The organism is Halomonas sp. AOP43-A1-21 (genome assembly GCF_052376775.1).
GTDB lineage: Bacteria > Pseudomonadota > Gammaproteobacteria > Pseudomonadales > Halomonadaceae > Vreelandella > Vreelandella colorata.
In genome coordinates this window covers 88555-115316 of the sequence record NZ_JBQSWC010000003.1, presented here as the reverse complement: position 1 = coordinate 115316, position 26762 = coordinate 88555, and the positions used below count along the sequence as shown (strand labels likewise).

Below are 26762 nucleotides of genomic sequence, written 5' to 3'. Positions count from 1 at the left end.
TTGCCAAACCGATTGAAGATAATACGATTTTCTACCGCTAGGCTGGCGAACCGAAATTCGCCATGGCCTTGCCTATCAGGAATAATAATTTTGCTTAGCGATAGCTAAGCAAAAAAGAAAGCTACACTAACAACATTGGTGCTGCCTTCTCGGGCAGCACCAATGTTGTAACGTACTTAGATATATACAAGCTCCGCGCAGTACGTCATCCTTCGCTGCCCACCACCATATGACCAATCATTCTTATATCCTTTAACCCATGTATTCTTTCAGGCGCTCGGTAATACGCCAGTCAGCGTCGCGAGGTTCGGGGTCGCCGCTAGGATGGTTGTGAGCGAGATTAACGATAGCCGCGTTGTAGGCTCAAGTCTAATTCCAGGTAGAGACTGGCGGAATTGATGATACCTCGGAACAGCTTTTCAAAGCGGATAACGCGGTGCTGGCTATCGAGAAAAAGCGCACAATTAACACTTCGTATTTATAGTGCGCAGTAGAAGCTGCAAATGCTCGGAGGCCTGCGAGGGTGAGTACTATCGCGGCCTTTACGCCGCGCTTAGCCATGGCGATGGTATCGGTTTCAGTGACCGGTGATTTCATGGGTTATGTGCCCGACACTTTACCGCCCTTAAGTTGGGAATGAGCTATGTTTACCTCCAAAAAAATGCCGGAGTGGTAGCCCCGGCATCTATGACTTAGATTTTGGGTAATGTACATGGTTAATAGATTGTCTCACGCAGCCATCACTTGGCTGATACGCCGCTCCATTTCTTCATGAAAAGCCGCAACTCGCTCAGCAATAGTACGGATCATGATGTCGTCGCGGTAGGCGCGCTTGATAAACAGCGGCATGCCTGGCCAATAGCTCACAAAATCGATCCATTCCCGCTCGCTGACCCATAGCCCTCCCTGGCACTGGGGTACGTGCTCATCAGGTATTTCGCCGCTGAGTAGCACCTCTATCTGGAACTTAGGCAACTTGGTTTTGATCTCCAGCAGACCGTTAGCGCCTACCAAGCTGTCGGGGGAGTAACCCACGTTGTGGTTGAAAATAATGCCCACTCCATGTGGGGTAGGTTCGCCGGTGGCCTTGCAATAGAGCGCACGAGCAACGCCTTCCAGCGTATGACCACGGCGGGTGTGGGCATTGCCTTGAAATGGCTCGGCCAGCTCGCCGGTTATCCGCTCACCGATTAACTGATGCATATAGGTAATCGCCCCGGCCCCCAGCCCACCTGGGCCTTTACCCTTCACCAGCAAGGCCTTGAGCTCCGACATGGTGACGCGACCTAGCCGCGCTGCCAGCCATTCAGGTGAGCCTTGCTCCATAGTAAGCACTTGCATGGAAGTCTCCTGTCATAAGGGGTAATGCGCTGATTACATAACCGCCCGCTTAGAAAGTGAGGCGTGTAGCTTGTCGAAGTCGCTAGACGGCACTTGCACGGCAGAACCGTACTTACCGCTGAACCACTCCTGGGTCGTGGCAGGGCACTGGCTAATCAGCCGCTGGATCTGTCCCGCTTGAAAGGGTGTCACTAGCTTGATGCTCGCTTTGGTGCTGGCCTTGCCGTTATCGTCCTGGCCCCGGGTGGTGATGTTAAGTAGGGCGCAGAGTACATAGCGCTTGCCATAGCTGGTGGATGAGCCAAACGCCTGCACGACGTTCTTATTGCCGCTTATATCGGCAGGAAGTAGCATGCTGGTCTCTTCACGATGACCATCCTTATGCATCAGTACGCCGGTTACCTCAATACCGCGTTCCTGTGTCTGAATACGAAAGCTCACTGCAAAACCGTTTTTCTGCATAATGGGACGCACGGTATCGACGATATCCTCCAAGGTGGCGTAGCAGCCGTTATTGGTTTGCCCACGCTCTTCGATACTGGGTAGTTCGGTTTGCATCGCCGCCATGGCCGCGCTGTAGGCCATCATGGCCTGGCGATCCATGACCCGTTCCTGCATCTGTAGCAAGCGCTCCATCTTGTCGATATCGACGTCAGGGTTGAGCGCGGCACGTTCAATCACCTGGATGATAGCAGTGCTTTCTGCAAGTTGAGGGGTGGGTATTGCAGGAACGGCTTGTAAAGAGGATGCAGGCGAGTCGTGATTTATCACATTAGTTTTGGTTGCCATGACAAGGCTCCTTCAATAGAGGGTTAATAATCGGCGGGAAGCTCACTGGGGCGGGCGGGGCGTAGGTACAGCTCGGCGCGATACAGCTGTCCCTTTGCCATCACGTAGCTCTCTGCATAGGTTTGATCCTGGGTGAGCAGCCGTTCCGTCAACTGGGTTAATGCGATATCTAGGTCGGGGCTAAGAGAGACCATGATGGGCTCCACATAAAAGGCAGAAGCCCAGCCTATTAGGGGCTGGGCTTATCGCGCTATCCAATGAGGGGTAAGACAAAAAACAGGAAAATCAGCACTAAAACGATGAGAAACAGCATGTCAGCTCACCAGTGCAAGGGCTGTTTGTAACGCCTCTTGCTTCAGCTGAGCCCCTTGGCCAAACCACGCTGAATCCAGGCGGGTATCGTTGCTACGCGCCCGCTTGTCGTGATCCACGTACTCGGTGACCGCATTGAGCAAGCCCCAGGCGGTGTCTTTGGCAGTGTCGAGGTGGGAACCGCGGCCTTCACCGTGGTAAAGCTTCTGCACCTTGTTGAGTGCCCGATAATTGGGCAGCTTGGAAGGGTCATCTAACGGCTTATCGATACCGCAGAGAACCGACTGAAAATACTGCTGTGCCTCTCGGTGATCTATCTTGCATCCCGCTAATGCCTTCATGCGGTACATGAAGTCATTCCATTGTGAGACCGAAATGCCCAGTTGGCTTTTTACCGCACGAGGATCAAACTCCGACCGGTGGGCCACCTTCACTGCTTGGGATGTACCATCGACGGCAATCTGCAGCGTGTTATTGCACACTACGCGCACCGTGGTCGGGATGGCCATGGTGGCGAGGGTTCCATCGCAGGAGGTGGCCAACAGTAGGTAGTCGTTGACCTCATCCTGGCCTTTCAGCGAGGTGCTTAAGCCACTGCGGGCCAAGGCCCAGAACTTACGCCCGCCCTTAAGCACGCCCGCCGTTTCCAGCTCATACCCAGCGTACTCTGTCAGATCCCGGTAGAACTCCAGAATCTCTTCAGGCTGCACCACCTTATAACGCTGTGACACCACTGACAGCGGGGCCTTGGTATCTGAGCGGTAGAGCACCTTCTGTTCAGGAAAGGAGTGAATGCTGCCGAGGTGGCTGGCCCCTTCAGCAATAAAACGCACCGGCGCTTCTTTAATATGCCAGTTCATACCGGCCTGTTGCTGCCAGACCTCTAGCGGCTGTTGACGAGACAGTTGCTGTCCCAAGCCATGCCAAGGGGTATCGCCAACGTAGGCCATTTTTTCAACGAGATGTGCCATGGGTCATTCTCCAGACATAAAAAAGCGCTGGCCAAAAGCCAGCGCAATAAGGTAAGTAAACAAATAATTCGAATAAAAAAACGAATAACAGGAAGTTAAGCGGCAGACGCCAATGATGGATTGGGATCGCGAAAGGTATAACCGCAGGACAGGCATAACCAAGGCGTCCCACTCCCCGCAGGCAGCCACTGTTCAAACAATGAAGTAGCCATACGGGAACCGGTTTGGCCATCGGCCATTGCGCCCATCATTGCAGCGGGCAGCTTTGCCAAAGGGGAGCGAGTGATGGAAGCAGCTAGCGACCCAGCTGTCGCTGTCGCGCGCCATGCGCCAATGGCACCGCCCACAAGGGTGCTGCCCAAGATACTAATACGCTGGGCATTATTAAGGTTTAGCATGCGCGTTGATGTACAACGCTTGCAGGGTGGGGGCATAACTAAGCTCCTATGCAGCGGGAAGGTATTCAGGGTGTGGATGCATAGGAGTGATATAGATTTTAAAAAGGGTGGGATATTCGCCTTTTCCCACTATTGTTCAGCACTTTACGAAAAGCCTCAATTCTGAAAAGTTGACATTGATTCGCTGCTCATTGCTTGGCCGGGAACCGCTATATTGCGTATAAAAGGCAAGAGAAATAATTATGAGAACAAAGAAATATACTTACCCATAAAGAGTTTCCCATTGGATATCTAGCTTAGGCGCCACATCAAGCTCCAGTGCGCTCTCGATATGTGCCAGATGATGCAGCATAAGATGAATAGCCGTTTCTTGATCTTGTCGTGCGATAGCCTCAACGATCTGATTATGTTCATCATCTGGGCAGGCTGGAGTCTGGGGCGAGTCATAGAGCGCAATGATCAAGCAGGTGAGTGGACAAAGTTCAGCCATCAGTTTTTCAATAAATTTATTGCCACTAACTTCTGCCAAAAGCATATGAAACTGACCAGAGAGCCGGATTATCCTTCGACGATCCCCTTCCTGCCTAGCATTCGCCTCGGCGGCTAAATGTTGACGCAACCGTGCCAAGTCATGTTCGCAGGCGCGGGCGATGACATTGCGTACTATCTCGGGCTCGACAAGCCTGCGAGTAGCGAATAAGTCACGTGCTTCAGCTGCGCTTGGGCGGGTCACGAAGGCGCCACGATTGGCGTGCAGTGTCACCAACCCTTCTTTCGCAAGCACGGTGAGCGCCTGACGAATCTTAGTGCGGCTAACACCAAAGGCGGTTGCCAGCTTATCCTCAACCAGCTTGATACCGGGCGGCAGTCGGTGCTCCATGATAGCGTCAGTAATGCGCTCGGCTATTTGCTCAATGGCTAGCTTGGTAGTGGGGACGGCGTCCATGGGTACCTTTATCCTGTCGAGAACTGCGTTCAGTATGCCGTAACGGCAAGATGGACTGTAGTACTGAGCTTAAAACCACATGAAATCATAACTTCGCACTATAACTGTGCGATTTTAAAATATTTAATGTCATTTTGGTGCGCCAATGTGTTTTATCAATTGTATGCAATTTACAAAACAATATCCTATACTATATTTTATACTTTTTAAATTACAATTAAAATCAGTCTCTTAAGTGATTTTTACAGCGTTTTTTTGATAGACAATAATTGCTATGGCATAAGGATTGCTGTTTCATTTTCAGGTAATCGCCTGCTTGAGTAAACGATAACGATTCAATAAAACTGCTGGAGCCTACCCATGATCTCTAAAACAAATCTATTGACGCTGGCCTCATTACTGACGGCCGCGACCCTTTTCTCTTCATCACTGCAGGCGGCTGAACGTTTGCGTATAGCGGGTAACTTCCCAACGGACCATTCTGTGTCACGTGCGATGGAAGTGTTCAAGGAGCAAGTTGAGCGTGAATCAGAGGGAGAGCTTCAAATCGATCTGTTCCCCGCTATGCAACTTGGGGGAGCTACCGAGAACGTCGACCAGGTGCGTTCCGGCACCATCTTTGCCGTTTTTACCTCGATTGCTTACTTCTCCCGCTCGATACCTGAGTATGAGGCGGTGAGCCTGCCTTTCCTGTTCGATAGCCGTGAACAGGCATTCGCCGTAATGGATGGCCCCGTAGGTGAACAGTTGGATGAGAAGATGGAAGCGCTTGGGTTCGTCAATCTCGGATACGGTGAGTTGGGCTTCCGGCATGTGACAAACAGCTTGCGTCCGATTACCTCGGTTGAGGATTTTTCTGGCATGCGTATCCGTCTGCAGCCCAATGAGGTTCATCTGCAGACTTTCCGCGCACTGGGCGCTAATCCGGTATCTATGGATGTATCAGAGCTCTATTCTGCCCTGCAGCAAGGCGTGCTCGATGGTCAGGAGAACCCCTATAACATCATCGCCAGTCGTCGATTTAACGAAGTGCAAGAGTATCTCTCCGACAGCGGTCACTTCTATGACTTTATCAATGCTGCTGCCAATAAGCGCAGCTACGAGCGACTCTCAGAAGAGCACCGCGCCATTATTGACGGCGCTATGACGGATGCATTGGCGTGGCAGCGTGAAGCTGCCGCCGATGAAGAAGAGCAGTGGCGTGAACAGCTAATTGCAGACGGCATGGAGTTTACCCCTATCTCTCCTGAACTCAGAGCTGAGCTGCGTCTAGCTACCCAGGAAGTTACTGAAAGCCTTAAAGAGCGTATAGATCCGGCATTCATTGAACTAGTCACCCAGGAAGCTGAAGCAGCAATGTGAGGCTAACTATGACAACTACTTCTGCATCCACTCAAGATGATACTAAGCGGGGGCCTGAGCCTCCGTATTTAAGCACCGTTTTTCAGCGTGCGAAATGGGTCGTTGAGCGCTTAGATGCCATTACCTACTGGGGCATTGTGGTGGTGATGGGGTTAATGGTTACTATCGTGGCGCTGCAGGTTTTCTGGCGCTACGTACTAGGTTCCTCCATAGATGCCGCCGATGAGCTGTCACGGCTGTGCTTCGTGTGGGCGATTTTCCTCGCCATTCCCCATGGCGTGAAGCACGGAGTGCATGTCGGCATTGACCTGTTTGTGATGATGGTGCCCGCTTGGTTGAAGGAGGTTTTGTTTCGCCTGATGGCAGGCGTTTCAACGCTGCTAATGATGATGGTGATGGTCGGCGCGTGGGTAGCAACAGTAGATCGCTGGCCTGAATTAATGCCGACACTGCCTATAACCTCTGCCATCTACTATATCGCCGTACTGATTTGTGGCGCGCACGCCTTTTTGCACTTGGCACTGCTGGCATGGGGTGGATCGCGCACATGGGAGGAACTGTCATGACATGGATGGCGATTGGCTTGTTTCTAGCACTGGCTTTTTTCGGTATGCCGTTGGCCTTTGCGCTTGGGTTTGGCTCGCTAGCGGGCCTGTGGATGCTCGATTTTGAACTGGTGGTCATGCCGCAGCGCATGATGCACGCGGTTAACAGCTTTCCATTAATGGCTATTCCGCTATTTATGTTGGCCGGTGAGCTGATGGTACGTGCAGGTATCATGGATCGATTGATTGCCTTCGCAAATAGCTTGGTCGGGCGGATGCATGGCGGTTTGGCTCATGTAACGATTACCTCAGGCACTATTTTTGCCTCCGTCAGCGGTGCCGCGGTCGCCAGTGCCAGCGCGATGGGCAGCACCTTGGTTCCCTCGCTGCGTAAGTACTATCCCGATGCTTACTCAGGGGCTGTCATTGCTTCCGCGGCTAACTTGGGGCCGGTGATTCCACCCAGCAACGCGATGATCGTATATGCGTTGATGGCGGGCTCTTCGGTCTCGGTGGGTGGGCTCTTTATTGCCGGTATTCTACCCGGCATTTTGCTAGCCGTTGGCTTTATGGGGATTGCCAGTTGGATCTCATGGAAGCGGGGCTATGCGCTGACCGGCGAGCGTTTTAATCTAGCCAATGTACTCCATCAAGGAAGGCGCGCACTGATCATCATCATGATGCCTGTCATCGTGGTGGGGGGCATTGTCGGCGGTATTTTTACCGCCACTGAGGGTGCGGCCATCGCCGTGGTCTACTCAGCGGTTATCGGCTTTGTCGTTACACGGCGGCTGAAAATTTCCGACTTGCCAGGCTGTCTCTACCGTGCCGCGGTCACTTCGGCCATGGTCGGCGCGTTGATTGCGTTTGCTTCAGTTCTAACGTTTGTCTTCACCATTGAAATGGTGCCGATGATGCTGTCTGATTTTATCCAGGAACTGACCAGCGATCCGATGACGTTCATTTTGCTGACCATGGCGCTGCTGGTCTTGGTTGGCATGCTTATTGAGTCTAATGCTGCTTACATCATGCTGGTGCCGCTGTTTGCCCCTGTTGCGCTTACCTATGGCATCGACCCGCTCTATTTCGGCTTTCTGTTTATGTACAACCTAGTGGTCGGCATGATGACGCCGCCGGTAGGTGTGCTCTATTTCGTCATGAGTGGCATCACCAAAGTGCCCATGATGCAGCTTGTTAGAGAGTCGCTGCCCTTCGTGGCCTTCCAGTTCGCGGTGCTTGCCCTATGCATATTTGTCCCTCAGTTAGTCACCGCGCTGCCCCGCGCGCTTGGCTACTAAATGTCACCGGAGCAGATAATGACGCAACCATTCGATGCTCAACAGCCTGCTGATTTGGTTATTCATGGTGCTCGTGTGCTGACGGTTGATCCTCAACTGGGCGAAATTCCGAATGCTCGCCTGGTGATTCATCAAGGTCGCTTAGTGGAGGTAGGGCCAAACGATCCGTCACAGCCGATGCCACCCGCACACCGCACTATGAACTTAACCGGCCGAGTGATTACACCGGGCTTCGTCAATGTGCATACCCACACTATCCTGAGCATGGTGCGCGGTGTCGCTGAAGATATGGGCTTCGCACCAGCCTATACCCCCGGCGTGCCCCACGGCCACGAAGTAAGTGAAGAGGAAGCCGTTGCCCTAGCACGCTTAGGCGCCGCTGAAGCACTGCTATTTGGCTCAACACTGATTAACGACAGCTATGTGCATGCTGACTTAACGCTTCCCGCTATGGGCGAGCTAGGCATGCGGGTGATTACCTGCGGTCGTATCCACGATGTTGATTTCAGCCGTGTGCACGAAGGGGTTTGGGAGCACCGCGATGTGATTGGCGAGCGAACGCTGAATGAAGCCATCGCGCTTCACGAGCGCTGGCAGGGAAAGTTAGATGGCCGACTAGGCGTAGAGCTTGCTGCCCATGCCCCTGATACCTGCTCCCGTGCTTTATTAGCCAAAGTCGCCAATACCCGTGATGCATTGGGTATTCACGTTAATGGCCACCTTTCCCAAAGCGTTAAAGAAAACCGTCGGGTAGTAGAGCGTGACGGTATGACACCTAGTGAGCTGCTGGAAGATGTGGGGCTGCTAGGCCCGCGCTTTACCGCCGCACACTGTATGTACGTTACCGACAGCGATATCGAGCGCATTGGCCGCACAGGCACCAACATTGCCCATATCCCCCGTGGCAATGCTACAGGTGGACGGATAGCCCCCACCACGCGATTACGTGCAGCGGGCGCGACTCTTGCCCTAGGCACCGACAATATGCACGGCGATATGGTGGAGGTCATGCGCTGGGCACTGATTATGGGGCGGGTGCAAGAAAGCGAGATTAACGACACTTGGCAGCCTCATCACGTGTTGGAAATGGCGACCCTGGGGGGTGCTAAAGCGTTAGGCCTGGATTCTGAACTGGGCTCTCTCACTCCCGGTAAACGCGCTGATCTTGTGGTGTTTGATTTCCGTCGCCCGCACTTAGTGCCGCTGATTAATGCCCTGGGCAACTTGGTACATACCGCTCAAGGCCGGGATGTAGAAATGGTGGTATGTAACGGCCAAGTGGTGGTTGAGGAGGGTGAACTCTGTTTAGCCGATACGCCCGCACTATTAGCAGATGCCCAACACGCCGCTGAGGCGCTATGGACGCGTGCGCGGGCCCAGACGACTTAAGGCATCCAGGTTTAAACAGAGGAGAGCTCATTATGAAGCTACTGATTGTTAATCCCAATATTTCTCAAAGTGTCACCGACCTTATCTCTGCTGAGGCGAAGCGCTCGGCAAGCAGCGATACACAACTGTCCCTGCGCACAGCTGCATTTGGGGTGGCCTATATCGAAACCCGCGCTGAAGCAGCAGTCGGGGCTTATGCGACATTGAACGAGCTTGCTGAACACTATGCAGGACATGATGCCGCCATCATCGCAGCCTTTGGCGACCCTGGTTTAGAAGCCGCCCGTGAAATGCTGCCGATCCCTGTGGTGGGGCTTACGGAGAGTGCGCTGATGAGTGCCGCTATGCTGGGCGGCCGCATCGGCATAGTGGCGATTTCGCGGCGTATTCGTGCCTGGTACAGCGAAACCGTTGACCGCTACGGGATGGCCTCGCGACTGGCAAGTATTCGAAGTTTAGACGAACCGCTGCACAATATTGGCAGTGTTCAGCAGGACAAAGGTGAACAGCTAGTGGCGCTGTGCGAAGCCGCCGTACGCGAAGATGGGGCCGATGTGTTGATTATTGCTGGCGCGCCGCTAGCAGGGTTAGCACGCAGCGTAGCAGAGCGGATTCCAGTGCCCGTTGTTGATGGCGTGAGCTGTGCCGTTCATCAGGCGGAACTGCTGGCACGACTTAATCCTTATAAAGCGACGGCGGGAAGCTACGCTCCACCTCCTGAAAAAAGCTGGCAAGGCTTATCGCCTGCACTAGGCCAGTTAATCGGACGGCTAAGCACGCCCTGAACATAAATAAGGTAATCTTTAAAATGGCTGAGTTCGATCTAGTTATTCGTCGTGCGCGCTGTGCCACCGCCGCCGATGTTTTTGACGCCGATATTGGCATTCGCGACGGGATAATTGTTGCTTTAGGCAATGCTCTGGCAGCGGGGAAGGAAGAGATCGATGCGGCAGGACGCTGGGTACTGCCTGGCGGCATTGATGGTCACTGCCACCTGGATCAGCCGACCTCCGATGGCTCGGTGATGGCTGACGACTTCCTCACAGGGACCCGCTCGGCTGCATGTGGCGGCACTACCACGGTATTTCCATTCGCCTGCCAACAAAAAGGCCAAAGCTTGCGTGCCGCAGTCGATGACTATCACCAGCGTGCCGAAGGTAAAGCGTGTATTGACTACGCCTTCCACCTAATAGTGACTGATGCGACCCCAGAGGTACTGACCAATGAGCTGCCAGCGCTGATCCGCGAAGGCTACACCTCGTTCAAGATCTATATGACCTATGACGATCTGAAGTTGTCAGACCGCGAAATCATCGACGTCCTAGCGGTGGCACGTGAGTATGGTGCCATGGTCATGGTGCATGCCGAGAATGCTGACTGTATCGCTTGGCTCACCGAACGTCTGCTCGCTCATGGTCACACCGCACCCCGTTACCACGCCGAGGCGCGGCCAATGCTAGTAGAACGCGAGGCCACCCATCGCGCCATCGCCTACGCCGAGCTTGTTGATGTACCGATTCTGATCGTACATGTCTCAGGGAGGGAGGCGATAGAGCAGTTGCGCTGGGCGCACAGCCACGGCCTGCGTATCTATGCCGAGACCTGCCCTCAGTATTTATTTCTGACAGCTGACGACCTCGGTATTAATGACGATGATCAGCATGGTGCCAAATGCATCTGCAGTCCGCCGCCTCGCGACAAAGCCAATCAACAAGTGGTCTGGGATGGACTGGAGAGCGGCGCCTTCCAGATATTTTCATCGGATCATGCACCGTTCACATTCGATGGCCCCCAAGGCAAGTTCGCTGCTGGCAGTGACGCCAGCTTTGAACGTATTCCCAATGGCATCCCAGGGCTCGAAACGCGTCTCGCCCTACTATTCAGCCACGGGGTGGAGACGGGCCGCTTGACCATGCAGCAGTTCGTGGCGCTCACCGCCACTAATGTTGCTCGCATGTATGGTCTCTACCCGCGCAAGGGCTCGATCGCCGTAGGCGCAGATGCTGATCTGGTGATCTGGGAGACTGGTCTGGATCGACGCATCCGCAACAGCGACCTCCATCACGGTGTGGATTACACCCCTTACGAAGGCATCCCGGTGACGGCCTGGCCAGCCCTGACGCTGTCACGTGGCGAGGTGGTGTGGCGCGATGGCGACTATATAGGCAGCGCCGGGCGCGGTGAGTTCCTGCACTGCGCGCTCCCCGAACCGGCGCGGCCCAAGCCACGGCCATCGGTAGGTGATGCGTGGTAAGCCACTCGAACATTACCGAGCTCACCGAAGCGCTGGAGACTGTGTGGCGAGGTGGCTCATTAATAACGCCAGAAAAAGCACAGCGGCTGGCGCCGCAAAGCGATGCCGACGCCTATGCCGTACAGGCCGCTCTGGGGAAGACAATGAACTGGTGGGCCGAGGGGCGTCCGCGTGCTTGGAAGCTTGGTATAGGCCCGGTAACAGCAGCACCTATTCCTGATCATTGCTTGATGGCTTCGCCAACACGGTTAAGTAAGACCGATTGCTTCAGTCTGTTCGGCATTGAGGTCGAGCTGGCCGTGCGTCTCAAGCGGCCGCTTTACTCTGGGTGTCGGCGCAGCGAAGCCGCCTTGGCAATAGGAGAAACACTAGCGGCCATCGAACTCTTCGATGTGCGAGCTGCCAACTGGCAGCAGTTACCGCGGACCTTTCTCTTGGCAGACTTGCAGATGCATGGAAGATTGATCATAGGCGAGGGGGTAGCAGGGCCTTGGCAGTCGCGTTTTGCTGACAGCGCGCTGTCTGTTCGAGTCAATAATCAAGTTTTACCAGGCTTGGCATTTCGACACCCAATGGGAGATCCCATATCGCTACTTCCTTGGTTGGCTATGCATGCTGAGCACACTGGGTGGGGGCTAGCCGAAGGAGATGTAATCAGTACAGGCTCTTGGACAGGTATGTTTGAGGCGTATCCAGGTCAACGCATTGAAGCCAGCTTTGAGAACGTCGGTGACGTATCGCTTGAAATTGATGCTTTAACGACTGGTGAGGCGCCCCCATAATCACATGTATTAGCCTGCGCTTGCCAGATTATTGACTTATTGAATCGCTGTTGGCATTTGCGGTAATTACAGCGAGGTTAGGGTTTCAAGGCATCATGCATAGCGCGTCACCTCCGTCTGGAGCCCCTCAAGATATTGGCTCGGCGGCGTTCTTTATCGGCATGATTGTGCTGCTGGCCACAAGATTAGGCGTGGCTCTGCCACTGTCGGCCATGCGATTACGCTTCTCGGGTATGTCCGAACGCGGCAATACCGCCTGGACGCTTGTGGCCTATGCGCTGGCTATGGCGGTATCGATTCATTTCCTGGGCGTCTGGCTGGTCACAATGCTGGCCTTGCTGTTGCTGGCGCTGTGCCAAACATACTGGCCAAAAGTTAGCGCCCTGATTGCCCCACAAAATGCTTAAGGTATTTTTGGCACTTTGTTAATGGCAGGCTCAACCAACTCTGCTACCTTGATCAAAGCCTGTTTTCGCTCTTCATAATAGTCGTAACGGTCATAGATACCCTCCACTCCCTTAAGCTTGTGATTCAAACAACGTTCAGCCACATGGCTAGGCACACCTGCTTCAGCTAACAAGCTGCGGCAGGTACGCCGAAGGTCATGCACGGTAAACTCGGCGAGATCGCCCATTCTGTTCTCGGGCTGCTTCTTCTTGCCAGGTTCTTTACCAAATAGCTTGGCAATGGCGCGATTCAGTGTGTCCTTGCCCATATGAGGCTGCTTGCTGCTGCGACGACTCGGAAACAAATACGGCGAGCCACAAGCACGAATCTGCAGTTCTTCCAGCCAATCTATAACTTGTGGCGGCAGCGGAATAGCAATACCAACACCCGATTTACTGCGCTTTCCGGGTAAATTCCATTTCGCATTGATCAGGTCAAATTCAGACCATTTAGCTTCTGTAAGCTCTGTTTTGCGTATTCCTAGTACAACGAGTAAAGCGCAAGCGAGATAGTTGTCACGCGTAAAGCTAGTGCGGTTCTCCCTGAACACAGCAAAGACAAAGCTGAGTTCGTCTATGCTCAGTGCTCTATCGCGGCTTTTTTCGACCCCACCCGCATCATTGACGTTGAAGGCAGAAGCAGGGTTATAGGTAAGAAGACCCAGCTTGATGCCATGATTAAAGAGCTGTTTCAGATACATCAAAGCATCGTTTGCAATGGTTGGCCGACCGCTATTGGTCACTTTTCTGACGATGGTTCGGATATCCATCGGGGTAACACTATTCAATGTCATTACGCCAATGGCGGGAGCAATATCTCTTTCAAATACGCGTTTTGGGATACTAGGATGTTTAAGGCGCTTCTCTAGCTCCTGATACCAATCGTCAAACAGATCCTGAACTGTGCTGATTGTTATCTTTTCTTCACGTTTGCGCTCTGTAAGAGGGTCTGTGCCGCTACGAATCGCCTTCTGGGTTTCAACTACTTGTTCACGAGCTTCAGCGAGGGACAGGTAAGAACATTTACCCAGTGTCATGCCACGACGCTTACCCGCGAACGTATAGCGGCACATCCAGTAGGCAGTGCCTGCCTTAGGAATCATCAAGTACAAGCCGTTGCCATCACCATAGCGCCCCGGCTTGGCTTCCCTGATCAGTGACTGGGCCTTCTTAGCAGTAAAGCTTCCCATCCTCTCACCTCCGCTAACGCTTAAGATTTTTGCCATGTTTCACGGCGGCGTAGAGCACCTGCGTTCGAAGTGGGTAGTACTTCCACAAACGCTGCTTCCTCGATGGGTAAGAATGACATTTTACTACCCATTTTACTACCCACTTGACGGCGGCTTAAGCTGGAGTTCAGTAGACAAGCGTAGACAACGCTTAAATAAAAATTTAAGTATAATAGTATCTTATATGATTAAATGAAAAATCGTGGACATCACTCAATATTCTGAATCTGCTCCCGCATCTGCTCAATTAACACTTTAAGTTCCACCGCACAACGCGTCGTATCAGCCACCACAGACTTGGACGAGAGCGTGTTGGCTTCGCGGTTAAGTTCCTGCATCAGGAAATCCAGACGGCGGCCTTTGGGGCCTTTTTCAGCGAGCTGACGGCTGACTTCACCTACGTGGGTGGTTAAGCGGTCGAGCTCTTCATCTACATCGGCCTTTTGGGCGACCAGCACTAGCTCGGCTTCCAGGCGTTGGGGGTCGAGTTCGGTTTTGGCGATTTCCAGGCGTTCCAGCAGCTGGGCGCGCTGGCGTTCCAGAATCTGCGGCAGCAGGCTTTTAACCGTAGCGACCTGCTCATTTACCGCCGTTAGCCTAGTGGCGATCATCTCGGCGAGCTTTTCGCCTTCCCGGGCGCGGGCGTCGATCAACTCATTCAGCGCTCGGTCAAACAGCGCCTTGGCGGCCGTTTTGATGGCATCCTGGTCCAGGTGCTGGGTTTCCATTACGCCCGGCTGATTTAGCAGTTCAAGCGCCGTAGGCGCCAGAGCGCAGGGCACCTGCTGCTGCACGGCATTGAGCGCCTCAACGATAGCGGCTAAGCGAGTGGTATTAACCGCCGGGGCCTGCACGGTTTCAGCGCTTTCAAAGCGCACGCTGCACTCTACTTTGCCTCGTGCCAGGCGGGTACGCAGGGTTTCGCGCAGAACAGGTTCAAGATCACGCAGGCTTTCGTGGAGGCGAAAATGGGGCTCCAGGTAGCGCTGATTAACGGAGCGAATTTCGACTTGCAGCGTGCCCCAAGGAGCGGCCTTCTCGGTGCGGGCAAATGCGGTCATGCTGTGTACGCGACTTGAAGTGGCCATGGGTTCATCCTGTTAAAAACGCATTTATCTCAGTCTACCCGATAAGCGCGGGTTTGAACGTTAAGACGTGTACAATGGCGGCCTTTTCTTAATAACGCGCTTATTGTGAGGTGCTATGCGTCCTGATGTTGTTCGCCCCAGTGGCCGCGAAGCCAACCAGCTCCGTGAAATTCGCTTGACCCGCGATTACACCCGCCATGCCGAGGGATCCGTGTTGGTGGAATTTGGCGATACCAAGGTGCTGTGTAATGCCAGCGTAGAAGCGGGCGTGCCGCGTTGGCTGCGGGGCAAAAATCAGGGCTGGATAACGGCCGAGTACGGCATGCTGCCTCGGGCAACCCATTCGCGCAGCGGGCGTGAGGCGGCACGTGGAAAGCAGGGTGGCCGCACCCTGGAGATTCAGCGCCTGATTGGGCGTAGCCTGCGCGCGGCAGTCGACCTGAAAAAGATGGGCGAATTCACGATTACCGTGGATTGCGACGTGATTCAGGCCGATGGCGGCACCCGTACCGCCTCGATTACCGGTGGCTGCGTAGCATTGGTGGACGCGATTCGTTACCTGCAGCGCGAGAAGAAAATCAAAAGCGACCCCTTCAAGCAGCTGGTGAGCGCGATTTCAGTAGGTATTTATAAAGGCGCGCCAGTGCTGGATCTCGACTATCCCGAGGACAGCAAGGCGGATACTGACCTGAACGTGGTCATGACCGAAGGCGGTGAGCTGATTGAAGTGCAGGGCACTGCTGAGGCGGGCGCATTTAACCGTGCCGAGCTAAACGCCATGCTGGATTTAGCTGAAAAAGCGGGCAGCGAGCTGCGTGAACACCAGCGTGAGGCGCTGGGGATTCGCGGTTAAGCGTTTTAATCGCCAACGCAATGAGCCGACCTCTGGGTCGGCTCATTGGTAACGACGACGCGGGAAAGATGCTTAAAGGGCGAGATCGTACTCGACAATTAGCGGGGCGTACTCGGAGAAAGTCGCCTCTTTATCGATCCATGCGTCGACCACGTGACGACGGAAGTTGGGGCCGACTAACTGATAGTCGATCCGCCAGCCTTCCTGACGGCTACGCGGTACATCTTGGTCGAGCTTCGGCCACCAGGTGTACTCACCTGCATCGCGATTGATTTCGCGGAAGGTGTCGATAAACCCGGTTGGGCCGAGCACCTGATCCATCCAGGCGCGTTCTTCCGGGCGAAAACCAGACGTTAGCTGGTTATCAGACCAGTTGGCCAGATCAACCGTTTTATGGGCAATATTCCAGGTACCGCAGATGATGTACTCGCGCCGTTTGCGCGACATCTTCGTCAGGTATTCCTGGTACTGATCCATAAACGCCTGTTTGGCTTTCTGATCGCTGCCATCAGGCATCAGAAAGGTAGCGATACTGAAGCGGTCATAATCCGCCTGCAGAAAGCGCCCTTCGTGATCACACTGTGGAAAGCCCAGACCATACATGATCGCCTTGGGGATTTTACGGCAGTAAAGCCCAACACCGGAAAAACCATCCTCTTCCGCATCCAGGAAATAGCCTTCATAGCCTTCCGGATAAAGAATATGGTCATCCAATTCAAAACTTTTTGCCTTGATGTTCTGCACGCAAACCACATCGGCGTCCTGCTGAGCCAGCCAGTCCAGGAAGCCACGGTCGACGGCATCACGTATACCATTAACATTGATGCTGGCAATTTTCATAAATCGTCCCTTTTGCGTCGCTGCTGTATGATACCCGACGTTTAGACGTTTGGGTAAATAGACAAACCAATTCTTGCTATTTACCTGTGTTTTATTGTTGCCTTCGTGCCGACTTACCCCTACTGCCTTATGAGGAACGCCGTGGCTACCACTTTACAAACCTACCAGCGCGAATTCATTGCTTTTGCCATTGAGCAGGGCGTTCTTAAGTTTGGTGAATTTACGCTGAAATCAGGACGAGTGAGTCCTTACTTTTTCAACGCAGGCTTGTTCCAGACGGGCCGTGCGCTTGCCAAGCTAGGGCGTTTTTATGCCCAGGCTATTGTGGACAGCGGTTTGAAAGCCGACGTGCTGTTTGGCCCTGCCTACAAAGGCATTCCGTTGGCGGCGGTCACCGCGGCAGCGCTTGCCGACCACCACGATCTGGATATGCCCTACGCCTTTAATCGTAAAGAAGCCAAAACCCACGGCGAAGGCGGCAATATTGTAGGTGCGCCGCTTGCCGGCGATATTTTGATCATTGACGATGTAATTACCGCGGGCACTGCGATCCGTGAGGTCATGGGTCTGATTGAGCAAAGCGGCGCCCGCGCCGGCGGTGTAATGATTGCTCTTGATCGCCAGGAACGTGGCCAGGGCGAACAAAGTGCCATCCAGGAAGTTCAGTCTGAGTACGGCATGCCGGTCGTAAGTATCGTCACCCTTGAGCAAGTGCTCACTTACCTTGAAGAGCATGCCGGTGGTGAAATGCTCGCCTACGCGGAAGCCGTGCGCGCCTATCGCGACCGCTACGGCATTGCCGCCTAGTCAGGTGGCAAGTGCGCCAGCAAAACCTTGCTGGCGCCACGCCTCATAGCTCACAATAGCCACCGCGTTGGAAAGATTGAGGCTGCGGTTATTGGGCTGCATGGGAATACGCAGCTTTTGGGCGTCTGGCAGCGCTTGATGCACCTCAGCAGAAAGCCCGGCGGTTTCAGAGCCAAACAGCAGCACATCTCTCGGTGCAAAATCAGCCTCGCTGTGGGGCCGCGTGCCTTTGGTGGTAATTGCCCAGATTCGCCGCCCCGGCATGGCTTTTTGAAACGCGGCAAAATCAGCATGACGAGTCACATTGGCCAGGTCACGATAGTCGAGCCCGGCGCGGCGCAGCTTTTTTTCTTCAAGATCAAAGCCGAGCGGCTCAATTAAGTGCAAACGACAGCCATTATTGGCGACCAAGCGCATGATGTTACCCGTATTGGGCGCCATGCGTGGTTCAAACAGCGCTACTTCAAACATCACCACCTGCCTATCCATGTTGTGCGCGTAGAAACGGCTGATTGTAGATGAAAAACCGCAAAGGATAACGTGCCTAATGACGCCATCGACCCCACAAAACATCTTAACCCGCATCAAGGGCCTTAATCCGCGCCAGCAGGAAGCCGTGCGCTACATTGATGGCCCGTGCTTGGTGCTGGCAGGGGCCGGGTCCGGTAAAACCAGCGTTATCACGACTAAAATTGCCTATCTGGTCCAAGAATGCGGGATGAGCGCGCGCCGAATCGCCGCGGTCACGTTCACCAATAAAGCCGCTCGCGAGATGAAAGAGCGTGTCGGACAGATGCTCAAGGGCAAAGAGGGCCATGGCCTGACGGTGTCGACCTTTCACACGCTGGGCCTCAATATTATTCGCGGCGAGCTAAAAACCCTGGGCTATAAGCCGGGATTTTCGCTGTTCGACCCGGAAGATGCCAAGGCGCTGCTGCGCGATCTGATGAACAAGGATGCTCAGGTCGACGCCGAGCAGATCAACACCGTACAGAGCAAGATTTCCACCTGGAAAAATGATCTGGTGCTGCCGGGTGACGCGCTTTCCTTTGCGGCGGATGACGATGAGCATTTCGCTGCGCGGGTGTACGAGGCCTATAACCGCCACCTGAAAGCCTACAACGCGGTGGATTTCGACGACCTGATCCTGCTGCCCGTGGTACTCCTCAAAAACGATGCCGAGGCATTGGAGCGCTGGCGGCGCAAGATCCACTACATGCTGGTGGATGAGTATCAGGACACCAACGTCTCCCAATACCTGCTGGTAAAGCTTCTGATGGCCGAGCGCTCGACCTTTACCGTGGTGGGCGACGACGATCAGTCAATCTATGCCTGGCGCGGCGCACGGCCGGAAAACCTGGTGACTCTGGGCGAGGATTTTCCGCGGCTCAAGGTGATCAAGCTGGAGCAGAACTACCGCTCGACCGCCACCATCCTGCGCGCCGCCAATACCCTGATTGCCAACAACCCCCACGTCTACGACAAGACGCTGTGGTCGGATATGGGCGACGGCGCGCCAATCAGAGTGATTGTCAATCGCCACGAAGAGGCGGAGTCCGAGCGGGTGGCCAGCGAAATGCTCACCCGGCGCATCAAAGAGAAGGCCGAGTGGCGGGATTTCGCCGTACTTTATAGGGGTAACTTTCAGGCAAGGCTGCTGGAACTCAAGCTGCAGCATTACCAGATTCCCTACAAGCTTTCCGGCGGCACGTCGTTTTTCTCGCGTAACGAGATCAAGGACGCCATGGCCTACCTGCGTCTGCTAATTAATCCTGCCGACGATAACGCCTTTTTACGCATCGTTAACGTGCCGCGCCGCGAAGTCGGCCCAGGCACGGTTGAAAAGCTTGCCAACTACGCCACCGAGCGCTCGATTTCGCTGTTCGCCGCCTGCCATGAGCTGGGCCTCGAGCAGGTGTTGCCGACCCGCGCGGTAGAGCGGCTTTCGCGCTTTACCCACTTTATCGATGGTGTGCGCAAGCGGATGGATCAGGGCGATGCGATCGCGGCCATTCGTGACATGCTGCGCGATATGGATTACGAGGCGTGGCTTTATCAGAACGCCAGTGCGCCGACGATCGCCGAGCGCCGTATGGCCAACGTATGGATATTGATTGATCAGCTCGAAAAATCGCTTAACCGCGACCCGGAAGAGGATACTGCCTCCGAGGCTACCGAAACCGATAGCGTAGAGGCCGCTATTTCCCGGCTGGTACTGCGCGATATTTTGGAGCAGCAGGCCGAAGAGGATGATTCCGACCGTGTGCAGCTCCTTACCATGCACGCGTCAAAGGGGCTTGAGTTTCCTCACGTGTATCTGATGGGCTGGGAAGAGGACTTGCTGCCCCACCGCAACGCGATCGAAATGGGCACGGTAGAAGAAGAGCGCCGCCTGGCCTATGTGGGTATTACCCGCGCGCGGCGCACGTTAACGCTTACGCTTGCCCGCCAGCGCAAAGCCTATGGCGAGCTGATGGACTGTCAGCCCAGCCGCTTTTTAGAGGAACTCCCCCCGGAGGATCTGGAATGGGAAGGCCGCGCCGACAAGGAAGATCCAGATAAAAAACAAGAGCGCGGCAAAGATGCAATTGCCGGGCTGCGCTCTTTATTAGGTTGAGGTTATTAAACTTAGCGTTAGAGGCTGAAGACGCGCACTAAGCAGCAGTCTTTCTAACCACATATAAATTATCCACAGGCAGACTTATTAACTTGCCTGTGGATAACTTATTCGACTTCGCTGATCATATAGTCGACGATTGCTTTAATTTCGTCGTCACTAAAGTTAAACCGGCCTCCTTTGGGCGGCATGGCACCAAGGCCGTTAATCGCATTGGCGTACAGCTCGCCCTTTCCTTTGGTGAGCCGCGCAGTCCAGGCGGCACTGTCGCCCGTGGCCGGGGCGCCCGCAATGCCCGCCGCATGACAGGCACCGCAGCTTGCCTGGGCATAAAGTGCTTCCCCGTCGTGCTCGGGCACCTCGGCGACACTGGGATCTTCAACAGCCGTTGGGGAATCATCCACCTCGGCCAGGAGTTCCTCAGCCGACGTGCACGTCTGCCCTTCCAGGCATAGCTGCCCCACGGGTGCCAACCGTTTAGCCAACGCTTCGCGTTCAGCTGCCGCCTCGTCATCAGCCATCGTACTGGCTGGCAACAACGCCAAAGCCGTAATCACGCATGCAATGTATTTAAAATTCACCTAGCCCCCTTTAGCCTACCCACGGCTTGCCTTGTGAGTCGCCATACCCGTAACGTCTTTAATCGCTACCGATAACAGCCCATCCAATAGAAAATAGTATGCCTTGTTTCTAGTGGGCATGGCGCCAGTTGTTAACGTCAGGTGACTAAGCGAGCGATAGAAATAGTATTTACAATTACAAAAGCTAAAAAGCTCATGTGAAACATGAGCTTTGACGAGACTTAATTAGAAAATAAGCTTAAAAACGCCGGTTAAGGTCAGCAGGCCGACCGCAAAAATAAAGATAATAATCCACAGTAGAATTTTCATTTTTTCCTCCATGATTGAAAAGTATTCCTGAGTGCAGCCCCCAGTATAGAAGAAAAATCAAAACGTTGGCTAATATTGCTAATGGCTTACTTAAATTTATTAGCCATATCAACTATTTAAGGTATCCAGCTGTTGCTTTTACTAATATAGAGGACATCGATTCTTAAGAGCTCGTTCTTAAGAGTTCGTTCTTAAGGGCTTGTTCTTAAGGACTTGTTCTTAAGGACTAAGCGGCGCTTTCCAGGCAAGCAACCGCTGTTGAGCATAGCGGGCAAGCCCTGCCCGCTGGTAAAGACGCAGGGCGGGCGTATTGAGGACATCAACCGTTAGCATCATCTCGGTCGCGCCGTCTTGTGCTGCCAAGTGAAAGGCCGCCTGTAACATTTCTCGTCCGATACCCTTGCCTCGCCACTCAGGCATCACGCCCATTAATAAAAGCTCCCAGCAGCGCTCTCTAAGGGATGAGAGCAGTAGTACGCCCACCGATTGTCCCGCCACGTGAACGCTATACCAGTGATGGGGTGCTTCAGGCGCCTTTTGATAAAAACCGGCCAGCAAGGCTTCAGAAGACAACGCTTCGCGTAAGCCCGGACAATCTAGAGACTCCTGGCTAACGTCATCGATTAACGCCTTTTGCGCCGATTCGTCCAGTTCTGTAAAAGCCTGTAGCTGAATGGCCGCTGGCTTATTGGCGGATGAGGCTAGCGAGGAGGTTATACTGCCCGACAGGTAATGCAGCTCAGCCAAGCGCGACATGCTGTGGGCGAGAAGCGTTGCTTCCCAGGCATAATGGCTAGGCGGTAACACCGTATGGCAAAACGTTATCCCCTGCTCAGCTATCCAGCGATAAGCAGCACGTAACAGCGTTTGTGCAACGGGGCCTTGCTGGCGGGGAAGCCATAGCTGCGCCGTGGTATTGCCAAGTAGCTGTACCCAGATAGCGCCATCAATACGACCCTGTTGCTGAGAGACCCACAGCCCCTCCCAGGCATCGGCTTGCTTGGCCGACTGTAAGGCGGTTTGCAGCATCGGCTGTAGCGCCGGTTCATGGACAGCCGCCAAGTGCAGCAACGCTTCACGCCGATGCGTTGAAGGGCAGACAGCCACACAAGTGCTGCAGGCAGTCGGTGTTATCATTAATTAAAGCGCCATTGGATTGCTTACGTTGACGTTAATCCTGACTGACTCCCCCTAACGATGCTACCTTTTGTTATTTCTTAACCAGGGCCGTTACAGGAGTAGCTGACACCATGCGCATATTGCTGGTTGAAGATGATGCCAGCTTGTCTTCGGGCATTCGCTTGGCGCTCAAGCCGGAGCACTATACGGTCGATCAATTGGATAATGGCAACAGTGCACTTATAGCACTTAAAGAGTCCGAGCCGTTTGATGCCGTGATACTCGATTTAGGCTTGCCGGGCCTGGATGGCTTGCAAATTATCAAGGCCGTGCGCCGCCACGGAAGCCAGATCCCTATTTTGGTGCTGACCGCTCGCGACGGTATTAACGACCGTATTGCCGGGCTTGATGCCGGGGCCGACGACTATCTGGTCAAGCCCTTTGAAGTGGAGGAGCTAAAGGCGCGCCTTCGCGCCCTGCTACGCCGCAGCCAGGGGCAGTTGGATAGCCACCTGGAATGCCGAGGTATTCGGTTGGATCCTTTAACACTGAGCGTCAGCTATCAGGGCAAAACAATTGTCCTTTCGCGGCGTGAATTTACCCTGCTACAAGAATTCATGGGCCACCCTGACCGAGTGTTTACCCGAGATACGCTGACCAGCCTGATTTATGGCTGGGATGAGGATGTGGAAAGCAACGCCATTGAGGTTCATATCCATCATTTGCGGCGCAAGCTGTTTCCCGAAGTGATCCGCACGCTACGCGAGATTGGTTATGTGATGGATAAAACGCCGCACGGAGGCGATCGGTGAACTCTATTCGTCGGCGCACGCTAGGCCTTACGCTGCTGCTGTTTCTGCTCAGTATCATGGTGATTAGCGTAGTCAGCTATCGTTACGCCACCCATGAAATCCAGCAGCTACACGATGCTAGCCTCGCCCGGCACGCCAACCTTTTAGGTGAGCTTATGCAGGCGCCGATTCCACCCGCCTATCAGCAGGCGCTGCTGCAAAGTGTGGAAAATACCTTACAGACCGAGCCGCGCACCCCCGATGCACTAGTGTTTCAGCTTTGGGAGGGAGACACGCTGCTGCTTCGCTCAGCCGATGCGCCGCTAGTGCCCCTTGCCGCCGCCCAGAAAGGCTATTCCAGGCAGCAATACCATGAACAAACCTGGCAAACCTATACGCTACCGCTTGATGAGAGCACGCGGCGGGTGATCGTTGCCGAACGAGATGACGTACGTTTGAGCTTGGTCAGGCGGGTGGCGCTGCGCACGCTGCTGCCTGAATTTATCGGTTTGATCGTTCTGGCCACGCTGCTGTGGTGGAGTATCGGTTGGGGGCTTTCACCGCTGTCGCGTATGGCGGAACAGATTCGCAATCGGGATCCGCATAACCTTCAGCCGCTTAAACTCTCACCACTACCTTATGAGCTGGCCACTATTTCCGGCGCGCTTAACCGTTTATTGATGCGGATTCAGCGCCTGCGTGAACGTGAAAAGCGCTTTATTGCCGATGCCGCGCACGAGCTTCGCACCCCACTTGCCGTACTTGATCTACATGCTCAAAACGCGTTAACCGCTGAAAGCCCGCAGGATCGTGAGGAATCGCTGGTTTACTTGCGCCAGGGGGTCGCCCGGGCGACGCACTTGGTCAGCCAGCTCCTCACCCTGGCACGCCTTGACCCCGATGAGGAAAGCCCACCTTTACGCTCGGTGGACGCATTATTTGAGGTTCGCGATGCGCTTGCCAAACTGCTTCCCCTGGCTCGGCAACAGCAACAGACGCTGCAGCTAGAAGCCGATGAAACGGCTCAGTGGACATTGAACGAGGTGCCTGGCGCGCTGGGTACGTTAATCCAGAATCTGGTAGGTAATGCCATACAGCACTCACCGCCCCAGGGTGCGATACAGGTATATCTTAACGCTGCCGAGGAGAACATCACGTTGATTGTCGATGATCAGGGGCCAGGAATTCCGCCAGGAGCACGTAAGGCGGTAACGGAGCGCTTTCACCGGGCAGGTCCTGGCGCAGGTTCAGGATTGGGGCTATCCATTGTTGAACGGGTAGTCGCCCAACATGGTGGCACGCTGACATTCGATGATGCGTCAGGCGGCGGGTTGCGCGTTAACGTAACGCTTAAACGTTACGGGCCCTCAGAATAGTTTTCATGCCTTAAGGTTCTGATAAGAATTAGCTGTGACTCTGAAGGTACTAGGCCAATGGTTAGAAAGCCGTTGGCCACTTATAACGGGAGTACCCTGATGAACCAAGTGGCTTTTTCACCTAAATCATTAATTCAATTTAGCTCAACACCGCGCCTGACATCTCCGAGCGCCAAGCGTTTAACTACCGAAAGCTCAGCGATAGAAGTACTTACCGACTTTCAAAGCTTGAAGCCCCAATCGGTCGCGGCAGATACCCCAATCGATGAAGCGCATCTTAAAATGCGCTACAGCGGTGTGCGTCTTTTATTTGTCACCGATAAACAAGACCACTGCATCGGTATTCTGACCTCTAAAGAAGTGATCGGCACACGGCGCATTAACCTGGCCATGCAGCAGCGTAATCTTGATCGTAACGAGATTACCGCTGACATGATCATGACGCCCTGGAACAAACTTAGCGCCATGACATATGAGCAGCTTTCCGCGCTGACAATTGAAGACCTTGTGCTCATCATGGAAGGCGTGACCGAACAGCACCTGCTAATTACCCAGCACGATGCTCAGCATGAACTGACCATCCGTGGCTTAATCTCAGCAACCGATATTCAAAATGCAGTCGGCAAGGAAGTAAGCACCGTGGTTCCCATGGCACGCAGTTTTGCAGATATCTGCCAGGTTATTACCGGCCACGACCTGTAAGACTGAGCTTGTCGTTTAGTGAAACGCTTTTAAGGTTTGTCTGTCAGTTAGCCTTTTAGATGCTTTGTTATTAAAACGCCCCTTACCGTTACCGGTAAGGGGCGTTTTTAATGCCGTACTAATTGATCACTTAAAACAGCGACGCGTTAATCCATAGGTGTGTCGCGATACTCGCCGCGTAGCCCAGCAAAATAGCCGGCACCCAGCGCAGGTGAACCGCAAACGTATAGATACCGCGCGCCTGACCCATCAGGGCCACGCCTGCAGCTGACCCCATGGAGAGCAAGCTGCCCCCCACGCCAGCGGTTAGCGTAATCAGCAGCCAGTTGCCTTCCGACATATCCGGCGCCATAGAGAGCACCGCAAACATGACCGGGATGTTATCGACTACCGCGGAGATAAGCCCTAGCACCACGTTAGCCCATACCGGGTTCCAGCCGCCGTAAAGGGTTTCAGACAGCAGAGCTAAGTAACCCATAAAGCCAAGACCGCCCACGCTAAGCACAACCCCGTAGAAAAACAGCAGGGTGTCCCACTCTGAACGGGCAATACGGCTAAAGATATCAAACGGTACCACGCTACCTAGTTGCTCAAGTTTCTTCCAGTCACCCCGGCGCGAATAGCGCTCCCGCTTGCGCTCCAGCGAACGCGGCAGGCTGCGACGCAGGTAGTAGCCAAAGAATTGCAAAAGCCCCAGACCAAACATCATGCCCATAGCCGGCGGCAGATGCAGAACCGAGTGGCAGAGTACCGAAATGGCAACGGTAATTAAAAACAGCACGATAATCCGCCGCGCGCCCCGCTTGAGCCAAACGGTTTCAGTAAGTGCTGCCGGTTGGCGATTAACGATGAAGAAATTCATGATCACCGCGGGCACTATGAAGTTAACGATTGCGGGCAGCAGTAGTGCAAAGAAACCGCCAAACGGCACTTGGCCGGCCTGCCAAACCATCAGCGTGGTGATATCCCCAAACGGGCTAAACGCACCGCCTGCGTTAGAGGCCACCACCACGTTGACGCAGCATAAGCCGATAAACTTTTTATCGCCCTCGGCTACTTTGAGTACCACCGCACACATCAACATGGCCGTGGTCATGTTATTGGCAATGGCCGAAATACCAAACGCAAGAAAACCGGTGATCCAGAACAGGCTGCGATAGCTAAACCCCTTGCGCACAAGCCAGGCACGCAGTGCATCAAAGGTGCGTCGCTCTTCCATTGCGTTGATGTAGGTCATGGCGACCAGCAAGAACAGCAGCAGCTCAGTATATTCCAGCAGCGTCTCACGAAACGCGGTTTCGGCCGCTTCTGGCATACCCGCCTGCACATACACCCAAGCAACGATGGCCCAGATAAGACCGGCCGCCACCAGCACAGGCTTTGATTTGCGCATATGCAGGATTTCTTCAGACATTACCAAGGCGTAGGCAAGTATGAAGATAGCAACACAGGTAATACCGGCAAAGGAGAGGGTTAAATCAAGCGGACCAGCAGCAGCGTAAGACAGGGAAGGGAAGACAACAGCGCAGAGAGCAATCAACAGCCAAGCGACCCGACGAGCTGAGAGCCGGGCAGCAAGGGCGTTTGGTGGTTTCATGACAGCGGGATCCTGACAGA

At 54.0% G+C, this 26762-nt stretch carries 28 protein-coding genes; 14 read left to right on the top strand and 14 right to left on the bottom strand.

What is annotated here, in order from left to right; all coding sequences use genetic code 11:
- Positions 1-252: 252 nt before the first annotated feature.
- The 7 genes from ACT3R7_RS02890 to ACT3R7_RS02860 all read right to left on the bottom strand — a co-directional run bounded on the left by ACT3R7_RS02890 (position 253) and on the right by ACT3R7_RS02860 (position 4757).
- Positions 253-348, bottom strand: a complete 96-nt coding sequence (locus tag ACT3R7_RS02890; RefSeq protein ID WP_496198829.1) for a JAB domain-containing protein — start codon at positions 346-348, stop codon at positions 253-255.
- A 381-nt stretch (positions 349-729) separates the two neighbouring features.
- Positions 730-1341, bottom strand: a complete 612-nt coding sequence (locus ACT3R7_RS02885; RefSeq protein ID WP_496198787.1) for a lambda exonuclease family protein — start codon at positions 1339-1341, stop codon at positions 730-732.
- 33 nt (positions 1342-1374) lie between these two features.
- The gene (locus ACT3R7_RS02880) at positions 1375-2130 is read right to left on the bottom strand and encodes an ERF family protein (protein WP_496198786.1); all 756 of its coding nucleotides are present in this window, start codon (positions 2128-2130) and stop codon (positions 1375-1377) included.
- A gap of 23 nt (positions 2131-2153) precedes the next feature.
- The gene (locus ACT3R7_RS02875; protein WP_496198785.1) at positions 2154-2324 is read right to left on the bottom strand and encodes a hypothetical protein; all 171 of its coding nucleotides are present in this window, start codon (positions 2322-2324) and stop codon (positions 2154-2156) included.
- Positions 2325-2444: 120 nt separating this feature from the next.
- A complete protein-coding gene (locus tag ACT3R7_RS02870; protein WP_496198784.1) occupies positions 2445-3413 on the bottom strand; it encodes a DUF932 domain-containing protein in 969 nt (322 codons plus the stop codon).
- A gap of 95 nt (positions 3414-3508) precedes the next feature.
- Entirely contained in the window at positions 3509-3847 is a 339-nt protein-coding gene (locus ACT3R7_RS02865) for a hypothetical protein (RefSeq protein WP_496198783.1), read from the bottom strand.
- Between the two features lie 226 nt (positions 3848-4073).
- Complete coding sequence (locus ACT3R7_RS02860; RefSeq protein ID WP_496198782.1) at positions 4074-4757, bottom strand: GntR family transcriptional regulator; 684 nt, start codon at positions 4755-4757, stop codon at positions 4074-4076.
- Between the two features lie 360 nt (positions 4758-5117).
- Here ACT3R7_RS02860 and ACT3R7_RS02855 point away from each other — a divergent pair, with 360 nt between their 5' ends.
- From ACT3R7_RS02855 to ACT3R7_RS02820, 8 genes are all read left to right on the top strand, one after another.
- Positions 5118-6119: a TRAP transporter substrate-binding protein gene (locus ACT3R7_RS02855; protein ID WP_496198781.1), complete on the top strand. Its 1002-nt coding sequence runs from the start codon at positions 5118-5120 to the stop codon at positions 6117-6119.
- A gap of 8 nt (positions 6120-6127) precedes the next feature.
- Positions 6128-6685, top strand: coding sequence for a TRAP transporter small permease (locus ACT3R7_RS02850; protein WP_496198780.1), 558 nt, complete (start codon positions 6128-6130; stop codon positions 6683-6685).
- Positions 6682-7962, top strand: coding sequence for a TRAP transporter large permease (locus tag ACT3R7_RS02845; protein WP_496198779.1), 1281 nt, complete (start codon positions 6682-6684; stop codon positions 7960-7962). The genes ACT3R7_RS02850 and ACT3R7_RS02845 overlap by 4 nt, the downstream gene beginning before the upstream one ends.
- 18 nt (positions 7963-7980) lie before the next feature.
- A complete protein-coding gene (locus ACT3R7_RS02840) occupies positions 7981-9351 on the top strand; it encodes an amidohydrolase family protein (RefSeq protein WP_496198778.1) in 1371 nt (456 codons plus the stop codon).
- 32 nt (positions 9352-9383) lie between these two features.
- On the top strand, positions 9384-10136 hold the full coding sequence (locus ACT3R7_RS02835; protein WP_496198777.1) for an aspartate/glutamate racemase family protein: 753 nt from the start codon (positions 9384-9386) through the stop codon (positions 10134-10136).
- 23 nt (positions 10137-10159) lie between these two features.
- Positions 10160-11605 (top strand): dihydropyrimidinase, encoded by a 1446-nt coding sequence (gene hydA / locus ACT3R7_RS02830; RefSeq protein ID WP_496198776.1) that lies wholly within the window; start codon positions 10160-10162, stop codon positions 11603-11605.
- Positions 11599-12387: a fumarylacetoacetate hydrolase family protein gene (locus ACT3R7_RS02825; protein WP_496198775.1), complete on the top strand. Its 789-nt coding sequence runs from the start codon at positions 11599-11601 to the stop codon at positions 12385-12387. The genes hydA and ACT3R7_RS02825 overlap by 7 nt, the downstream gene beginning before the upstream one ends.
- 95 nt (positions 12388-12482) lie before the next feature.
- Entirely contained in the window at positions 12483-12794 is a 312-nt protein-coding gene (locus tag ACT3R7_RS02820) for a hypothetical protein (RefSeq protein WP_496198774.1), read from the top strand.
- On the opposite strand, the gene ACT3R7_RS02815 is transcribed toward ACT3R7_RS02820, so the two are convergent.
- On the bottom strand, positions 12791-14023 hold the full coding sequence (locus ACT3R7_RS02815) for a tyrosine-type recombinase/integrase (RefSeq protein ID WP_496198773.1): 1233 nt from the start codon (positions 14021-14023) through the stop codon (positions 12791-12793). The two genes, ACT3R7_RS02820 and ACT3R7_RS02815, sit on opposite strands and share 4 nt — an antisense overlap.
- Positions 14024-14271: 248 nt before the next feature.
- On the bottom strand, positions 14272-15150 hold the full coding sequence (locus ACT3R7_RS02810; RefSeq protein ID WP_496198772.1) for a YicC/YloC family endoribonuclease: 879 nt from the start codon (positions 15148-15150) through the stop codon (positions 14272-14274).
- Positions 15151-15265: 115 nt separating this feature from the next.
- On the opposite strand from ACT3R7_RS02810, the gene rph reads away from it, so the two are divergent.
- The gene (gene rph, locus ACT3R7_RS02805) at positions 15266-16003 is read left to right on the top strand and encodes a ribonuclease PH (RefSeq protein ID WP_496198771.1); all 738 of its coding nucleotides are present in this window, start codon (positions 15266-15268) and stop codon (positions 16001-16003) included.
- A 72-nt stretch (positions 16004-16075) separates the two neighbouring features.
- Here rph and ACT3R7_RS02800 read toward each other — a convergent pair whose 3' ends face one another.
- Positions 16076-16843 carry an exodeoxyribonuclease III gene (locus ACT3R7_RS02800; protein ID WP_018918456.1) on the bottom strand — a complete coding sequence of 256 codons (768 nt, stop codon included), beginning with the start codon at positions 16841-16843 and terminating at the stop codon, positions 16076-16078.
- Between the two features lie 141 nt (positions 16844-16984).
- Between ACT3R7_RS02800 and pyrE the strand changes: the two genes are divergently transcribed.
- On the top strand, positions 16985-17650 hold the full coding sequence (gene pyrE, locus ACT3R7_RS02795) for an orotate phosphoribosyltransferase (RefSeq protein ID WP_018918455.1): 666 nt from the start codon (positions 16985-16987) through the stop codon (positions 17648-17650).
- Here pyrE and ACT3R7_RS02790 read toward each other — a convergent pair whose 3' ends face one another.
- The gene (locus ACT3R7_RS02790; protein WP_496198828.1) at positions 17651-18121 is read right to left on the bottom strand and encodes a tRNA (cytidine(34)-2'-O)-methyltransferase; all 471 of its coding nucleotides are present in this window, start codon (positions 18119-18121) and stop codon (positions 17651-17653) included. It abuts the gene before it with no gap.
- 76 nt (positions 18122-18197) lie between these two features.
- On the opposite strand from ACT3R7_RS02790, the gene rep reads away from it, so the two are divergent.
- Complete coding sequence (gene rep, locus ACT3R7_RS02785) at positions 18198-20267, top strand: DNA helicase Rep (protein WP_496198770.1); 2070 nt, start codon at positions 18198-18200, stop codon at positions 20265-20267.
- A gap of 107 nt (positions 20268-20374) precedes the next feature.
- Here rep and ACT3R7_RS02780 read toward each other — a convergent pair whose 3' ends face one another.
- Together ACT3R7_RS02780 and ACT3R7_RS02775 are read right to left on the bottom strand one after the other, a co-directional pair.
- A complete protein-coding gene (locus ACT3R7_RS02780) occupies positions 20375-20848 on the bottom strand; it encodes a c-type cytochrome (RefSeq protein WP_496198769.1) in 474 nt (157 codons plus the stop codon).
- Positions 20849-21376: 528 nt separating this feature from the next.
- Positions 21377-22294, bottom strand: coding sequence for a GNAT family N-acetyltransferase (locus tag ACT3R7_RS02775; RefSeq protein ID WP_496198768.1), 918 nt, complete (start codon positions 22292-22294; stop codon positions 21377-21379).
- Positions 22295-22407: 113 nt separating this feature from the next.
- On the opposite strand from ACT3R7_RS02775, the gene ACT3R7_RS02770 reads away from it, so the two are divergent.
- The 3 genes from ACT3R7_RS02770 to ACT3R7_RS02760 all read left to right on the top strand — a co-directional run bounded on the left by ACT3R7_RS02770 (position 22408) and on the right by ACT3R7_RS02760 (position 25145).
- The gene (locus ACT3R7_RS02770; RefSeq protein ID WP_496198767.1) at positions 22408-23088 is read left to right on the top strand and encodes a response regulator transcription factor; all 681 of its coding nucleotides are present in this window, start codon (positions 22408-22410) and stop codon (positions 23086-23088) included.
- Positions 23085-24443: an ATP-binding protein gene (locus ACT3R7_RS02765; RefSeq protein WP_496198766.1), complete on the top strand. Its 1359-nt coding sequence runs from the start codon at positions 23085-23087 to the stop codon at positions 24441-24443. Before ACT3R7_RS02770 ends, ACT3R7_RS02765 begins: the two co-directional genes overlap by 4 nt.
- Positions 24444-24542: 99 nt before the next feature.
- Positions 24543-25145 carry a CBS domain-containing protein gene (locus ACT3R7_RS02760; RefSeq protein ID WP_496198765.1) on the top strand — a complete coding sequence of 201 codons (603 nt, stop codon included), beginning with the start codon at positions 24543-24545 and terminating at the stop codon, positions 25143-25145.
- A 130-nt stretch (positions 25146-25275) separates the two neighbouring features.
- Here ACT3R7_RS02760 and nhaD read toward each other — a convergent pair whose 3' ends face one another.
- Positions 25276-26742: a sodium:proton antiporter NhaD gene (gene nhaD, locus ACT3R7_RS02755; protein ID WP_496198764.1), complete on the bottom strand. Its 1467-nt coding sequence runs from the start codon at positions 26740-26742 to the stop codon at positions 25276-25278.
- Between the last annotated feature and the right edge of the window lie 20 nt (positions 26743-26762).

Excerpts from the sequence above, each read along its gene's own strand:
- ACT3R7_RS02810 (WP_496198772.1), bottom strand. The coding sequence starts at position 15,150 with ATGGCCACTTCAAGTCGCGTACACAGCATGACCGCATTTGCCCGCACC.
- ACT3R7_RS02815 (WP_496198773.1), bottom strand. The coding sequence starts at position 14,023 with ATGGGAAGCTTTACTGCTAAGAAGGCCCAGTCACTGATCAGGGAAGCC.
- ACT3R7_RS02800 (WP_018918456.1), bottom strand. The coding sequence starts at position 16,843 with ATGAAAATTGCCAGCATCAATGTTAATGGTATACGTGATGCCGTCGAC.
- ACT3R7_RS02885 (WP_496198787.1), bottom strand. The coding sequence starts at position 1,341 with ATGCAAGTGCTTACTATGGAGCAAGGCTCACCTGAATGGCTGGCAGCG.
- hydA (WP_496198776.1), top strand. The coding sequence starts at position 10,160 with ATGGCTGAGTTCGATCTAGTTATTCGTCGTGCGCGCTGTGCCACCGCC.
- ACT3R7_RS02770 (WP_496198767.1), top strand. The coding sequence starts at position 22,408 with ATGCGCATATTGCTGGTTGAAGATGATGCCAGCTTGTCTTCGGGCATT.
- ACT3R7_RS02775 (WP_496198768.1), bottom strand. The coding sequence starts at position 22,294 with ATGATAACACCGACTGCCTGCAGCACTTGTGTGGCTGTCTGCCCTTCA.
- ACT3R7_RS02840 (WP_496198778.1), top strand. The coding sequence starts at position 7,981 with ATGACGCAACCATTCGATGCTCAACAGCCTGCTGATTTGGTTATTCAT.
- ACT3R7_RS02850 (WP_496198780.1), top strand. The coding sequence starts at position 6,128 with ATGACAACTACTTCTGCATCCACTCAAGATGATACTAAGCGGGGGCCT.
- ACT3R7_RS02820 (WP_496198774.1), top strand. The coding sequence starts at position 12,483 with ATGCATAGCGCGTCACCTCCGTCTGGAGCCCCTCAAGATATTGGCTCG.
- rph (WP_496198771.1), top strand. The coding sequence starts at position 15,266 with ATGCGTCCTGATGTTGTTCGCCCCAGTGGCCGCGAAGCCAACCAGCTC.
- ACT3R7_RS02790 (WP_496198828.1), bottom strand. The coding sequence starts at position 18,121 with ATGTTTGAAGTAGCGCTGTTTGAACCACGCATGGCGCCCAATACGGGT.
- ACT3R7_RS02870 (WP_496198784.1), bottom strand. The coding sequence starts at position 3,413 with ATGGCACATCTCGTTGAAAAAATGGCCTACGTTGGCGATACCCCTTGG.
- ACT3R7_RS02845 (WP_496198779.1), top strand. The coding sequence starts at position 6,682 with ATGACATGGATGGCGATTGGCTTGTTTCTAGCACTGGCTTTTTTCGGT.
- ACT3R7_RS02865 (WP_496198783.1), bottom strand. The coding sequence starts at position 3,847 with ATGCCCCCACCCTGCAAGCGTTGTACATCAACGCGCATGCTAAACCTT.
- ACT3R7_RS02855 (WP_496198781.1), top strand. The coding sequence starts at position 5,118 with ATGATCTCTAAAACAAATCTATTGACGCTGGCCTCATTACTGACGGCC.
- ACT3R7_RS02760 (WP_496198765.1), top strand. The coding sequence starts at position 24,543 with ATGAACCAAGTGGCTTTTTCACCTAAATCATTAATTCAATTTAGCTCA.
- ACT3R7_RS02875 (WP_496198785.1), bottom strand. The coding sequence starts at position 2,324 with ATGGTCTCTCTTAGCCCCGACCTAGATATCGCATTAACCCAGTTGACG.
- rep (WP_496198770.1), top strand. The coding sequence starts at position 18,198 with ATGACGCCATCGACCCCACAAAACATCTTAACCCGCATCAAGGGCCTT.
- ACT3R7_RS02835 (WP_496198777.1), top strand. The coding sequence starts at position 9,384 with ATGAAGCTACTGATTGTTAATCCCAATATTTCTCAAAGTGTCACCGAC.
- nhaD (WP_496198764.1), bottom strand. The coding sequence starts at position 26,742 with ATGAAACCACCAAACGCCCTTGCTGCCCGGCTCTCAGCTCGTCGGGTC.
- ACT3R7_RS02860 (WP_496198782.1), bottom strand. The coding sequence starts at position 4,757 with ATGGACGCCGTCCCCACTACCAAGCTAGCCATTGAGCAAATAGCCGAG.
- ACT3R7_RS02880 (WP_496198786.1), bottom strand. The coding sequence starts at position 2,130 with ATGGCAACCAAAACTAATGTGATAAATCACGACTCGCCTGCATCCTCT.